General features: G+C 54.9%; 13 protein-coding genes. 11 read left to right on the top strand and 2 right to left on the bottom strand.

Annotated elements, in window-relative coordinates; all coding sequences use genetic code 11:
- Positions 1–45: 45 nt before the first annotated feature.
- The 9 genes from E2L00_RS11470 to yjjJ all read left to right on the top strand — a co-directional run bounded on the left by E2L00_RS11470 (position 46) and on the right by yjjJ (position 9,648).
- Positions 46–207, top strand: a complete 162-nt coding sequence (locus E2L00_RS11470; protein ID WP_002437547.1) for a DUF1328 domain-containing protein — start codon at positions 46–48, stop codon at positions 205–207.
- A gap of 119 nt (positions 208–326) precedes the next feature.
- Positions 327–1,400, top strand: a complete 1,074-nt coding sequence (locus E2L00_RS11465; protein ID WP_167611386.1) for a patatin-like phospholipase family protein — start codon at positions 327–329, stop codon at positions 1,398–1,400.
- Positions 1,400–2,173: a TatD family hydrolase gene (locus E2L00_RS11460; RefSeq protein WP_201279390.1), complete on the top strand. Its 774-nt coding sequence runs from the start codon at positions 1,400–1,402 to the stop codon at positions 2,171–2,173. The genes E2L00_RS11465 and E2L00_RS11460 overlap by 1 nt, the downstream gene beginning before the upstream one ends.
- Positions 2,174–2,345: 172 nt before the next feature.
- Positions 2,346–3,623: a NupC/NupG family nucleoside CNT transporter gene (locus E2L00_RS11455; RefSeq protein WP_167611381.1), complete on the top strand. Its 1,278-nt coding sequence runs from the start codon at positions 2,346–2,348 to the stop codon at positions 3,621–3,623.
- Between the two features lie 345 nt (positions 3,624–3,968).
- Positions 3,969–4,748, top strand: coding sequence for a deoxyribose-phosphate aldolase (deoC, locus tag E2L00_RS11450; protein WP_167611378.1), 780 nt, complete (start codon positions 3,969–3,971; stop codon positions 4,746–4,748).
- A 55-nt stretch (positions 4,749–4,803) separates the two neighbouring features.
- Complete coding sequence (gene deoA / locus E2L00_RS11445; protein ID WP_167611376.1) at positions 4,804–6,126, top strand: thymidine phosphorylase; 1,323 nt, start codon at positions 4,804–4,806, stop codon at positions 6,124–6,126.
- A 51-nt stretch (positions 6,127–6,177) separates the two neighbouring features.
- Positions 6,178–7,401 carry a phosphopentomutase gene (deoB, locus tag E2L00_RS11440; protein WP_167611373.1) on the top strand — a complete coding sequence of 408 codons (1,224 nt, stop codon included), beginning with the start codon at positions 6,178–6,180 and terminating at the stop codon, positions 7,399–7,401.
- A gap of 59 nt (positions 7,402–7,460) precedes the next feature.
- Positions 7,461–8,180, top strand: a complete 720-nt coding sequence (deoD, locus tag E2L00_RS11435; protein ID WP_167611370.1) for a purine-nucleoside phosphorylase — start codon at positions 7,461–7,463, stop codon at positions 8,178–8,180.
- Between the two features lie 139 nt (positions 8,181–8,319).
- Positions 8,320–9,648 carry a type II toxin-antitoxin system HipA family toxin YjjJ gene (gene yjjJ / locus E2L00_RS11430; RefSeq protein ID WP_167611367.1) on the top strand — a complete coding sequence of 443 codons (1,329 nt, stop codon included), beginning with the start codon at positions 8,320–8,322 and terminating at the stop codon, positions 9,646–9,648.
- Here the strand turns inward: yjjJ and lplA are convergent.
- Positions 9,645–10,661, bottom strand: a complete 1,017-nt coding sequence (gene lplA / locus E2L00_RS11425) for a lipoate--protein ligase (protein ID WP_167611364.1) — start codon at positions 10,659–10,661, stop codon at positions 9,645–9,647. The two genes, yjjJ and lplA, sit on opposite strands and share 4 nt — an antisense overlap.
- 1 nt (position 10,662) lies before the next feature.
- Entirely contained in the window at positions 10,663–11,301 is a 639-nt protein-coding gene (locus E2L00_RS11420; protein WP_167611361.1) for a YtjB family periplasmic protein, read from the bottom strand.
- Between the two features lie 217 nt (positions 11,302–11,518).
- On the opposite strand from E2L00_RS11420, the gene serB reads away from it, so the two are divergent.
- Both serB and radA read left to right on the top strand, forming a co-directional pair.
- Complete coding sequence (serB, locus tag E2L00_RS11415) at positions 11,519–12,496, top strand: phosphoserine phosphatase (RefSeq protein ID WP_167611358.1); 978 nt, start codon at positions 11,519–11,521, stop codon at positions 12,494–12,496.
- A 157-nt stretch (positions 12,497–12,653) separates the two neighbouring features.
- Positions 12,654–14,036: a DNA repair protein RadA gene (radA, locus tag E2L00_RS11410; protein ID WP_167611355.1), complete on the top strand. Its 1,383-nt coding sequence runs from the start codon at positions 12,654–12,656 to the stop codon at positions 14,034–14,036.
- Positions 14,037–14,046 lie beyond the last annotated feature (10 nt).

The raw sequence follows: 14,046 nt of genomic DNA, 5'->3' as shown, positions 1-14,046 counted from the left end.
CTCATTAAGAAGCGATTCGAGTTCACTATGGTTAAGGAGAGGCTTATGTTTCGTTGGGGCATTATTTTTCTGGTTATCGCGTTGATTGCAGCAGCTTTAGGCTTTGGTGGCCTGGCTGGTACCGCAGCGGGTGCTGCAAAAATCGTCTTCGTGGTAGGTATTATTCTGTTCCTGGTCAGCCTGTTTATGGGCCGTAGACGTCCATAGCGTGCTATAACAGTAAGAGACCGACCCCAGAGCCAGTCATTTATGACTGGCTCTCGCGTTTGTAATCCCCCGCTTTGGGTGGATAGCCGACAAAAATAACTTAGCTTCAGGAAAGCAGTGTGGGACAACGTATACCCGTAACGCTTGGCAACATTGCGCCGCTTGCCGTTAAACCGTTTCATCCCGGTAAACTCGCTATTATTTGCGAAGGTGGCGGACAGCGCGGGATTTTCACCGCCGGGGTGCTGGACGAATTCATGCGCGCCGAATTTAACCCTTTCGATCTGTTCCTGGGCACTTCGGCCGGCGCGCAAAACCTTTCAGCTTACGTTTGTAATCAACCGGGCTACGCGCGACGCGTGATTACTCGCTTTACGACAACCCGCGACTTCTTCGATCCGCTGCGCTTTGTGCGCGGCGGAAACCTGATTGACCTCGACTGGCTTGTTGAATCAACGGCCGCAAAACTTCCGCTCTCTATGTCCCATGCAGACCAGCTTTTCGAGACGGGTAAACGGTTTTATATGTGCGCGTGCCGCAGCGATGACTATTCGCCGGGCTACTTCTCGCCGACCAGCGATACGTGGCTGAACATCATCAAGGCTTCAAGCGCTATTCCAGGATTTTATCGTACCGGCGTGGATATCGAAGGGATTAGCTATCAGGATGGTGGCATAAGCGACGCTATTCCGGTTCGCGAAGCCGCGCGCCTCGGCGCCGATACGCTGGTGGTGATCCGCACCGTTCCTTCGCAAATGTATTACACGCCGGAGTGGTTTAAGCGCATGGAACGCTGGCTGGGCGACAGCAGTCTGCAACCGTTACTCAACCTTGTGCAGCATCATGAGGCAAGTTACCGCGATATTCAGGGCTTTATTGAAAAACCGCCGGGTAAGCTGCGCATCTTTGAAATTTATCCCCCTAAGCCGCTGATGAGCATTGCGCTGGGCAGCCGTCTGCCGTCGCTGAATGCCGACTACAAAACGGGACGCCTGTGCGGGCGCTACTTCCTCGCCACGATTGGCAGACAGCTGGTGGCGAAGCCGCCAATCAAACGCCACCGTCCAGGTATTATTACGCCCGGGCCGCTGGTTGTGCCGCCTGCGGTCGTGGCTAATGAACCTTTGATCAAAACCGTGGTGGAAGCGCCGGAAGCCAACGATGCCTCTTTTAATAATGAGGACACGGCGTGATGGCTAAATTTTACGATACGCACTGCCACTTTGATTTTGCGCCCTTTACCGGCAATGAAACCGATAGCCTCGCATTAGCGCAGCAGGCGGGCGTGGAGAAAATTATCGTCCCGGCGATCGAAGCGGAGCGCTTTGCTACCGTGCTGGCGCTGGCGGAACAGCATTCTGTCCTGTATGCCGCGATTGGCCTGCATCCGATTGTTATTTATAAGCATCAGGACGCTTCCCTGGCCTTGCTGGAACATCATCTCAAGCAGCGTGCGGATAAACTGGTGGCGATCGGCGAGATCGGCCTCGATCTCTATATGAACGATCCAATGTTTGCGCGACAAGAAGCGCTTCTTGATGCGCAGCTTAAACTGGCGAAGCGCTACGCGCTGCCGGTGATCCTTCATTCACGCCGCACCCATGACAAACTGGCCATGCATCTTAAACGCCACGATTTACCGCGCACCGGCGTAGTACACGCGTTTGCCGGCAGCCTGCAACAGGCCGAGCGGTTTGTCGAGCTGGGATATTTCCTTGGCGTTGGGGGCACCATCACTTATCCCCGGGCCAGCAAAACCCGCGATGTCATAGCGCGCCTTCCTCTTTCTTCATTGCTGCTGGAAACGGATGCGCCGGATATGCCGCTTAACGGCTCGCAGGGGCGGCCAAACCGCCCGGAACGCGTTGCAGATGTCTTCAGAACGCTGTGTGAGCTTCGCCCGGAACCCGCGCAAGAGATTGCCAGCGCGTTGATTTACAACGCAAACAAATTATTCCGCTGGTAATGACATAATAAAATAATGTGATGTGCATCGCTTTATAAGATAAACGTTTCTCTGAATTTGTAGAACTAAGTGATAGCGATAGCAGTTTGTCCGACACCTACGGCTATAATCCGCGCGTTGGGCGAAAGCCGTTGCGCTTTTCTGTTTCTATATAAATACACAGGGAAAATGTATGCAAATCCTCATGGGACTGGTCGGCATGATAGTACTGCTGCTGATCGCCGTTTTACTCTCCAGTAACCGCAAAGCTATTAATTTACGTACCGTGCTGGGCGCGTGGCTGATTCAGGTCGGCATTGGCGCGTTAATTCTTTATGTCCCGGTCGGACGCAAAGTATTGCTCGCTATGTCAGAAGGAGTCGCAAACGTGATTGCCTACGGCAATGCGGGGATCTCGTTCCTGTTCGGCGGGCTGGTTTCAGATAAAATGTTCGAAGTGTTCGGCGGCGGCGGCTTTGTATTCGCGCTGCGCGTATTGCCGATTATCGTCTTCTTCTCCTCGCTAATTGCCGTGCTTTATTACCTCGGCATTATGCAGCTTGTTATCCGTATTCTGGGTGGCGGCCTGCGTAAGATGCTGAAGACTTCCCGTACTGAATCCCTTTCAGCCACGGCGAATATTTTCGTTGGACAAACCGAAGCGCCGCTGGTGGTTCGTCCTTACATCGCAACCATGACCCGTTCCGAGCTGTTCGCGGTAATGTGCGGCGGTCTGGCGTCCGTTGCCGGTTCCGTGCTGGCAGGGTATGCGCAAATGGGCGTGCCGCTGGAATATCTGATTGCCGCGTCGTTTATGGCAGCGCCTGGCGGCCTGCTGTTCGCCAAACTGATCCTGCCGGAAACCGAAGTGCCGAATGATGCGCCTGACCTGGAATCGATGAAAAACGATCCGGATCGCCCGGCAAACGTGCTGGATGCCGCCGCCTCCGGCGCCGCGTCTGGTATGCAGCTTGCGCTGAACGTGGGTGCAATGCTACTGGCGTTTGTGGCCCTGATCGCATTGCTCAACGGCATGCTCTCCGGTGTTGGCGGCTGGTTTAACTATCCGCAGCTTTCAATGGAGCTGATCCTGGGCTGGGTATTCTCGCCGCTGGCGTGGATTGTCGGCGTGCCGTGGAGCGAAGCGAATGTGGCCGGTTCGTTTATCGGGCAGAAGCTTATCATCAACGAATTCGTGGCTTACCTGAACTTCGGCGAATACCTTAAAGATGATGCGACCGTTGCGGCTGCTGGATTGCAGGTGCTTTCTGACCACACGAAAGCAATTATTTCCTTCGCACTGTGTGGGTTTGCTAACCTTTCTTCTATAGCGATTCTGATAGGCGGCCTCGGCAGCATGGCGCCAAACCGTCGTCACGATATTGCCCAGCTTGGCCTGAAGGCGGTGGCGGCAGGGACGCTCTCGAACCTGATGAGCGCAACTATCGCAGGCGTCTTCCTCGCGCTGTAGCAATTCAGCGGTAATGTTAGAATTATAACATTACGCGGAAAGCGGTGGCTGGCGCTTTGCCAGCCATTTCCCGCGCTGACCAGGCATTTTATCAGGTTATTTTGTCTGTTAAATCACTTATACTATGGAAAGTATGTAATTCCGCCTTTGGCTTTTGTGAAGCAATACACAAATTGCCGTGGTAGTGAGTGTTAGAATTATAACATTGCTACCGGCAATGTGCGGTGAGAAGGATCTCAACGTGATGGCGACCCGGGTTGCCTCTCCTCTTCATGGAACCAAGTCCGCTCCAACGTGTTGAGTTTCGCAAGCCCGAGACTTCTGTATCTTCTGTTGGAGAACGTTATGACCGATTTAACTGCAAGCAGCCTGCGCGCGCTGAAACTGATGGACCTGACCACCCTGAACGATGATGACACTAATGAAAAAGTCATCGCGCTGTGCCATCAGGCGAAAACCGCAGTAGGCAACACCGCAGCGATTTGCATCTACCCGCGTTTTATTCCGCTTGCGCGTAAAACTCTTAAAGAGCAGGGCACGCCGGATATCCGTATCGCCACCGTCACCAACTTCCCGCACGGCAACGACGATATCGACATCGCCCTGGCCGAAACCCGTGCTGCTATCGCTTATGGCGCAGACGAAGTGGACGTTGTGTTCCCATATCGCGCGCTGATTGCCGGCAATGAGCAGGTTGGTTTTGACCTGGTTAAAGCCTGTAAAGAAGCCTGTGCCGCGGCGAACGTGTGGCTGAAAGTCATCATCGAAACCGGTGAGCTGAAAGAGGAGCGGCTTATTCGTAAAGCCTCTGAAATATCTATCAAAGCGGGTGCCGATTTCATCAAAACGTCTACCGGTAAAGTGCCGGTGAATGCGACGCCAGAAAGCGCGCGCATCATGATGGAAGTTATTCGTGATATGGGCGTGGAAAAAACCGTTGGCTTCAAACCTGCGGGCGGCGTGCGTAGCGCAGAAGATGCAGCGCTGTTCCTGTCCATCGCTGATGACCTCTTTGGCGCTGACTGGGCTGACTCCCGTCACTACCGTTTTGGCGCATCCAGCCTGCTTGCCAGCCTGTTAAAAGCGCTGGGCCACGGCGACGGCAAAAGCGCCAGCAGCTACTAATCTCTCCGGCGGCGGGTTCACCGCCGCATTTACCTGATTAACTCAGGGGGTTACCTTGTTTCTCGCTCAAGAAATTATTCGTAAAAAACGTGATGGCCTGCCGTTAAGCGACAAAGAGATTCGTTTCTTTATTAACGGCATTCGCGACAATACCGTTTCCGAAGGACAGATTGCCGCGCTGGCGATGACCATCTTCTTCCATGATATGACCATGCCGGAACGCGTGTCGCTGACGATGGCGATGCGAGATTCAGGTAGCGTTCTGGACTGGAAACGCCTTAATCTCAACGGCCCTATTGTGGATAAGCATTCCACCGGCGGCGTAGGTGATGTGACTTCACTGATGCTCGGCCCGATGGTGGCGGCGTGCGGCGGTTATATCCCGATGATCTCTGGTCGTGGGCTTGGCCACACCGGCGGCACGCTCGATAAACTCGAAGCGATCCCGGGCTTTGATATTTTCCCGGACGATAACCGTTTCCGCGACATCATTAAAAATGTCGGCGTGGCGATTATCGGCCAGACCAACTCGCTGGCCCCTGCGGATAAACGCTTCTACGCCACGCGTGACATTACCGCAACCGTAGATTCTATTCCGCTTATCACCGGTTCTATTCTGGCGAAGAAACTGGCCGAAGGGCTGGACGCGCTGGTAATGGACGTAAAAGTGGGCAGCGGCGCATTTATGCCAACTTACGAGCTGTCTGCCGAGCTGGCGGAAGCGATTGTTGGGGTTGCCAACGGCGCTGGCGTCAAAACCACCGCGCTGCTGACCGACATGAACCAGGTGCTGGCTTCCAGCGCGGGTAACGCGGTTGAAGTGCGCGAAGCGGTGCAATTCCTCACCGGCGAATACCGTAATCCGCGCCTGCTGGAAGTGACCATGGCGCTTTGCGTGGAAATGCTGCTTTCCGGCAAACTTGCCAAAGACGAAGCGGAAGCGCGCGCTAAGCTTCAGGCCGTGCTGGACAACGGCAAAGCGGCGGAAGTGTTTGGCCGCATGGTTGCGGCGCAAAAAGGCCCGGCTGACTTCGTTGAAAACTATGCGAAATACCTGCCAACCGCCGTTCTGAGCAAAGCGGTTTACGCTGACCGCACCGGTTTTGTGAGCGAAATGGATACCCGGGCGCTGGGCATGGCCGTAGTTTCGATGGGCGGCGGCCGCCGTCAGGCTTCCGACACAATCGACTACAGCGTGGGCTTCACCGATATGGCTCGCCTGGGCGACGCCGTTGACGCCTCGCGCCCGCTGGCCGTTATTCACGCTAAAGATGAATCAAGCTGGCAGGAAGCGGCGAAGGCGGTGAAAGCGGCAATTACGCTTGACGATAAAGCGCCGCAGGAAACGCCGACGGTCTATCGCCGAATCACCGAATAACGGTATACTGATCCGATCGCTTTTTTATAGCGCACAAGATATGGAGAACATATGAAACGTGCATTTATTATGGTGCTGGACTCCTTCGGCATCGGTGCTACAGAAGACGCTGACCGCTTCGGCGACGTCGGTGCTGATACGTTAGGCCACATTGCCGAGGCCTGCGCAAAGGGTGAAGCGGATAACGGCCGTAAAGGCCCGCTGACCCTGCCAAATCTGACTCGCCTGGGGCTGGTGAAAGCCCATGAAGGCTCGACTGGTAAAGTTGCGGCGGGTATGGACGGCGACGCCGAAGTGATTGGCGCTTACGGCTGGGCTCACGAGCTTTCATCCGGTAAAGACACCCCGTCCGGTCACTGGGAAATCGCAGGCGTGCCTGTGCTGTTCGACTGGGGCTACTTCTCTGATACGCAAAACAGTTTCCCGCAGGAACTGCTGGATAAACTGGTCGAGCGCGCGAATCTGCCAGGCTACCTGGGCAACTGCCACTCTTCCGGGACCGTGATTCTGGACGAGCTGGGCGAAGAGCATATGAAAACCGGTAAGCCGATTTTCTACACCTCCGCGGACTCCGTGTTCCAGATTGCCTGCCATGAGGAAACTTACGGCCTGGATAAACTCTACGAACTGTGCGAGATCGCGCGTGTTGAGTTGACCGAAGGCGGCTACAACATCGGTCGCGTTATCGCTCGTCCGTTTATCGGCGACAAACCGGGTAACTTCCAGCGTACCGGTAACCGTCACGACCTGGCCGTTGAGCCGCCAGCGCCAACCGTGCTGAAAAAACTGGTCGAAGAGAAAAACGGCCAGGTGGTTTCCGTGGGTAAAATCGCAGATATCTATGCGCACGTAGGTATCACTAAAAAAGTGAAAGCGACCGGCCTGGATGCGCTATTTGATGCCACCATCAAAGAGATGAAAGAAGCAGGCGACGACACTATTGTGTTTACCAACTTCGTTGATTTCGACTCTTCATGGGGCCACCGCCGCGACGTAGCGGGCTATGCCGCCGGTCTGGAACTGTTTGACCGCCGTCTGCCGGAACTGATGAACCTGCTCAAAGAGGACGATATTTTAATCCTCACCGCTGACCACGGATGCGACCCAACCTGGAAAGGTACCGACCACACTCGTGAGCATATCCCGGTGCTGGTTTACGGCCAGAAAGTGAAAGCCGGCTCCCTTGATCACCGTGAAAGCTTTGCGGACATCGGCCAGACCGTAGCGAAATACTTCGGTCTTTCCGACATGGAATACGGTAAAAACATGCTGTGATTTCGTCGGGCGGATAGCTTCCGCCCGCACTGAACCTTTTCAAATCAAGGAATATAAAGATGGCAACGCCACACATTAACGCGCAGATGGGTGATTTCGCAGACGTCGTGCTGATGCCCGGCGACCCGCTGCGCGCGAAACACATCGCTGAAACGTTCTTCGAAGAGGTGCGTGAAGTGAACAACGTGCGCGGCATGTTGGGATACACCGGGACTTATAAAGGCCGTAAAGTGTCCGTTATGGGTCACGGCATGGGTATCCCATCCTGCTCTATCTACACCAAAGAGCTGATCACCGATTTCGGCGTGAAGAAAATCATTCGTGTGGGTTCCTGCGGCGCGGTTCGTGCTGACGTGAAACTGCGTGACGTAGTTATCGGCATGGGCGCATGTACCGATTCCAAAGTGAACCGCCTGCGTTTCAAAGATCACGATTTCGCGGCCATTGCGGACTTCGATATGGTCCGTAACGCGGTTGATGCGGCTAAAGCGCTGGGCGTTGAAGCTCGCGTAGGCAACATTTTCTCCGCCGATCTTTTCTATACTCCGGACCCACAAATGTTCGACGTGATGGAAAAATACGGCATTCTGGGCGTGGAAATGGAAGCGGCTGGTATCTACGGCGTAGCAGCAGAATACGGCGCGAAAGCCCTGACCATCTGCACCGTATCCGACCATATCCGTACCCATGAGCAAACCACCGCGGCGGAACGCCAGACCACCTTCACCGATATGATCAAGATCGCTCTTGAATCCGTATTATTGGGTGACAAAGAGTAATCCGGAAGGGCGCTATAAAGCGCCCTTTTTTCTTTTCGCTATCTATTCATCATCCTTCCGTTTTTATTCCCCACGGCTTTACCCTTCAGCCGCTTAGCGCTATAAATCTATTCAAGTATCTATTCACGAATTTATTCACATGAGCGCATTAACGGATTTACTGCTGCACGGGCCACGGCCTGCAAACCCGCTGCGTCAGCGTTTGGGCGTCAGCCAGGCGACGTTCTCACGTCTTGTGAATGCTGAACACAACGTCATCAAAGCAGGGCAGGCCAGAGCGACGCGCTATGCGTTAATAAGACCCGTACGCCAGATTCGTCAGTTTCCTTTGTGGCAAATAGACAATGAGGGAAAAGCGTGGCGTTTTGGCGAACTCTATCCAATCTGGCCGCAGGGCAGCTGTCTTGTGATGCTGAACAACGGTACTGCGCAGTGGTTTGATGGGTTGCCATGGTATTTAACCGATCTGCGTCCGCAGGGTTTTTTGGGGCGAACATGGGGACGTCGGCTAGCGCAGCAGTCAGGCCTGCCGGAAGATATCCGCCTATGGCAGGAAGGGGACGTTTTGCTGGCGCTTTCCCAGCAGGTGCCGGAAAATCTGGGCGGCTGGTTGGTGGGCGAGGAAAGCTATCGTCGCTGGTTTGAAGCACCGGCGCCGCAGGCAATTTCTGAGCCAGACAAGCGTTTTGCCTATGGTGAAATGGCAAACGGCGCTTTAGCCGGGGATATAGCGGGATCGTCTGCGGGTGGCGAGCAGCCAAAATTCACCTGCTATGCGCAAACTGAAGCGGGTCCCGTTCACGTCATCGTTAAATTTACCCCGCCGGTAAACAATGAAAACAGTCAGCGCTGGGCTGATTTGCTTCATGCCGAGGCGCTGGCGCTGAACATATTAAATCAGGCTGCTGTTACAGCCTCCCGGGCTTTTGTGCAGGTGAACCAACAGGGACAAGCCTTTCTGGAAGTTATCCGCTTTGACTGTACCGGCATGCGCGGTCGTCAGGGGATCGTTTCTCTTGAAGCTGTGCAGGGTGAATTTGCAAGCGGGCCGCTGCACTGGCCAGCGGCAATGGCTGAATTACTGGCGCGAAAAGTCATCGAAACCTCAACGCTGCGTTTGGTCCAAAAGGTCTGGGCGTTTGGCCGACTGATTGCCAATAGCGATATGCATGCGGGAAATCTCTCTTTCTTTCTCTCCGATATGCCGCTTCGTTTAGCCCCTGTCTATGACATGTTGCCGATGGCTTTTGCTCCCAACAGCGCCGGGAGCATGCGCAGAGAAGCCGTCACACCGCAAATAGATCCCACCGTGCCGCGCGATATCTGGCAGGAAATGTTGCCGTTGGCCCGTCAATTCTGGCTTGCAGCAGGCCAGAATCAAGGCATTAGCGAAGAGTTTCGTGAGCTGAGCGGGAAAATGGCACGCCAGCTTGATGCCGTTGAGGCAGATATCCAGCGTCTTGCTTAACGCACGGTTTGCACAATCCACGCGCTAACTTCCCGCAGCTCCATTTCCTGTTCCGGAAAGTCAGCAATTAGCGTTTCACACTGCTGTTGCAGCATATCGCTACGATACAGGCAGCCCTGAAGGCGGGCGGCGAGCGCTTCGAGCGGTGCGGGATTCAGACTGTCGGTAAAAAGCTGCGCGCGGGTAATATGTCCTTTCTCAACGTCGAAATGCAGCTCGATACCGCCCCAGGTGAAGCGTTGCTCCAGCAGATGACTGAAGGCGGGCGCCTGGCCGAAATTCCACTCCCAGCTGCTCTGGCGGGCAAAGGTTTCGGCGAAGGCAGGTAAATCTGGCAGGGCATCCGGCGAGATATGCTCGGCTGCAACGCGCTCGCCGTAGTAGTCAAAGAAGGCTTCGCGTACCGCCGCAAAAATATCTTCATAAGTCAGGCCCGGCAGCAGGTCGCTCAGGTTGGTAACTCGGCCACGGACGGAGGTGATGCCTTTTGCCTGGAGTTTTTTAAGGTCCGGATTAAGATAGTTCGCCAGGCGGCTTAAGTCTGCATTCAGCAGCAGCGTGCCGTGATGGAAGCCGCGATCCATTGTCTCTTTATAGGCCGAGCCTGAAACTTTGCGCGCGCCTTGTGCGGTTAACACTTCCAGATCGTTTCGTCCGGACGCCCTGGCATTGATGCCCAGCGAATTCAGAGCGTTGACGACAATAGCCGTCGACACGCTTTTATCGTATTCCGGTTTTCCCGCCATAAAGGTGAAGCAGGTATTGCCCAGATCGTGAAACACCGCGCCGCCGCCGCTGCTGCGCCTTGCCAGCCGCACGTTGTCTTCTTCCATGCGCCGGGTATTGCATTCTTTCCACGGGTTTTGCGCCCGGCCGATGACCACGGTATCGGCATTGCGCCATAAAAAGAGCACGCGCTGTGTGGCAGGCATCTGGCGGAAAATACACTCTTCCACCGCCAGGTTGAACCAGGGATCGTGCGAGTCAGAAATAAGCAGGCGTAAATCGGTCATATCAGGCGTCCTTTTCTTCATCTTCTTTCACCTCGGTATTGGCGGTAAGAAGAAAGGGTGACTGCTGCCAGCGGGTGCGTTTGCCCTGCAACAGCGTGCGGGTCAGAACGATGCCAATCGCCAGCGCCAGCAGCATCATCAGGCGCAGAAGGTTGGTAGTGTTATCCACCTGTTTGGCTTCCGTGGGCAGGCTATGGGTATCAAGCGTGATGCGCAGGTAGCCGATGGGGCTGTCTTTGTCGATAATGGGTTCGACAATCTGCTGGTTAAAATAGCTGCCTGCTTTTTTGCCATCTAATGCCAGGCGGTCGCGCACATCAATGCCTTCACCAGCCCGGGAAACCCGATCGCCTTCGTCATTATAGACGCCTGCATCCAGGATTCGGCTGTCACGGGTGAGCAAAGTCAGTATTGCGTTGATGCGTTTTTCATCCGGGTTTTCTGATTTCATCAAGGGAATCAGGCTGGAACTGACCTGCCGTGCCAGCGTGCGGGCCAGCTCTTCAAGCTGGACGTTACGGGCCTGTTGATGTCCCTGGCTGAACCATGATGCGCCCTGCATCAGCGCCACCAAAAGTGCAAGACAGATAAGGACAATCACTGCACGATGAAGCCTGAATTTCATTTTTGCTTGAGCCATAATGCGCCTCAGGAAAATTGCTTACTTTAATGTTGCCAGAAGCGGCCCGGACAAGGTAGCCTCATGCGTTCTTTTGTCCCGGATACCCTTTATCCTTCACATTGCAGAGGCGTTGGCTGCACTCACTTATTCCAGTCACTTGCTCAGGTAAACTCCCTTGCCGCCTGGCTGGAATTCGAATGCTAAAGGGTATCTTAAATTTTTTTCAGGAGCTGTAATGCCAAATAGTTTGACCTGGTGCGACTTGCCCAACGACGTTGCCCTCTGGCCTGGATTGCCGCTATCGTTAAGCGGTGACGAAGTCATGCCGCTGGATTACCGGGCGGGCCGCAGCGGCTGGCTCCTGTATGGCCGGAATCTCGATAAAGCCTGTCTTAATCGCTATCAACGTAAACTGGGCGCAGCGATGGTTATCGTGGCCGCCTGGTGCGTGGAAGATTATCAGGTTATTCGCCTCGCGGGTTCATTAACGCCCGTTGCGACGAAGCTTGCTCATGATGCCGGGCTGGACGTCGCCCCGCTGGGTAAAATTCCGCACCTGCGCACGCCGGGCCTGCTGGTGATGGATATGGACTCCACCGCGATTCAAATCGAATGTATCGATGAGATAGCTAAACTCGCCGGTACGGGTGAGCTGGTGTCTGAAGTGACCGAACGAGCGATGCGCGGCGAGCTGGATTTTACCGCCAGCCTGAAGCTGCGCGTAGGCACCCTGAAAGGGGCGGACGCGTCGATTTTATGCCAGGTGCGTGATGAGCTGCCGTTGATGCCGGGCCTGATGTCGCTGGTGCTAAAGCTTGAGTCTCTCGGCTGGAAAGTTGCCATCGCCTCCGGCGGATTCACCTTCTTTGCAGAATATCTGCGCGATAAACTGCATCTCACCGCCGTAGTGGCAAATGAACTTGAAATCTGCGACGGTAGGCTGACCGGCGAAGTGGTTGGTCAGATTGTCGATGCGCAGTTTAAAGCCGAGACGCTAAAGCGCCTGGCAATCAAATATGACATTCCCGTCGAGCAGACCGTTGCCATTGGCGATGGGGCTAACGATTTACCGATGATTCAGGCCGCCGGGCTGGGTATTGCTTACCATGCCAAGCCGAAGGTTAATGAAAAGACAGAAGTGACTATCCGCCATGCCGATTTGATGGGCGTCTTCTGTATTTTATCCGGCAGCCTGATTCAGGAAGAGCGTTAAGCGGTAGTCGCCTGCTGCAAAGCAGGAAAAACATGGTTTTACCCGCTTTGTGCTTGAGCTGGCGGATATCAACCCGTTGATTTGGTTTATTTATTTTTTTCGACACGCTGACCTTCCGCAATAGCATGAGGTTTGTCATCAGTCTGGAGGTAAAAAGGTGGCGAAAGCACCAAAACGCGCATTTGTCTGTAATGAATGTGGTGCGGATTATCCGCGCTGGCAGGGGCAGTGCAGCGCCTGTCATGCGTGGAATACCATCACCGAAGTGCGCATCGCCGCCTCGCCAACCGTTGCGCGCAACGAGCGTTTGTCCGGCTATGCGGGCAGCGCGGGCGCAAGCCGGGTACAAAAACTTTCTGATATCAGCCTGGAAGAGCTTCCACGTTTCTCAACCGGCTTCAAAGAGTTTGACCGCGTGCTGGGCGGCGGCGTGGTGCCGGGCAGCGCCATTCTGATTGGCGGTAACCCGGGCGCCGGTAAATCGACGCTCTTATTGCAAACGTTGTGCAAACTCAGCGCGCAGATGAAAACGCTGTACGTCACCGGCGAAGAGTCTTTGCAGCAGGTCGCTATGCGCGCCCATCGTCTGGGTCTGCCAACGGCTAACCTGAATATGCTTTCGGAAACCGGCATCGAGCAAATCTGCATGATTGCCGAAGAGGAAGCGCCGAAGCTGATGGTTATCGACTCCATCCAGGTGATGCATATGGCGGACGTACAGTCTTCTCCGGGTAGCGTAGCGCAGGTGCGCGAATCCGCCGCTTACCTTACGCGCTTTGCCAAGACCCGCGGCGTGGCGATTATTATGGTCGGCCACGTAACCAAAGACGGTTCGCTCGCCGGGCCAAAAGTGCTTGAGCACTGTATCGACTGTTCGGTGATGTTAGATGGCGATGCCGATTCCCGTTTCCGCACGCTGCGCAGCCACAAAAACCGCTTTGGCGCGGTCAACGAGCTGGGCGTGTTTGCGATGACGGAACAGGGTCTGCGCGAAGTCAGCAACCCTTCGGCCATCTTCTTAAGCCGTGGCGATGAAATCACGCCGGGAAGCTCGGTCATGGTCGTCTGGGAAGGCACGCGCCCGCTGCTGGTAGAGATCCAGGCGCTGGTGGACCAGTCAATGATGTCCAACCCACGCCGCGTTGCCGTTGGCCTGGAGCAAAACCGTCTCGCTATTCTGCTTGCCGTGCTGCACCGTCATGGCGGCCTGCAAATGGCGGATCAGGATGTGTTCGTAAACGTAGTAGGCGGCGTGAAGGTCACCGAAACCAGCGCCGATCTGGCATTGCTGCTGGCGATGGTTTCCAGCCTGCGAAACAGAGCGCTGCCGCAGGATTTAGTGGTCTTCGGCGAAGTCGGGCTGGCAGGGGAAATCCGTCCGGTGCCGAGCGGCCAGGAGCGCATTTCAGAAGCGGCAAAACACGGCTTTAAGCGTGCGATTGTCCCGCAGGCTAACGTGCCGAAAAAAATACCGGAAGGAATGCAGGTCTTCGGCGTGAAAAAACTCGCGGATGCGCTCTCGGTATTTGACGACTTATAATTGATTATTC

This window comes from Cedecea colo (genome assembly GCF_011808225.1).
Lineage (GTDB): Bacteria > Pseudomonadota > Gammaproteobacteria > Enterobacterales > Enterobacteriaceae > Dryocola > Dryocola colo.
Note: the sequence above shows the minus strand (reverse complement) of the source record. Positions and strands in the feature narration are given on the sequence as shown.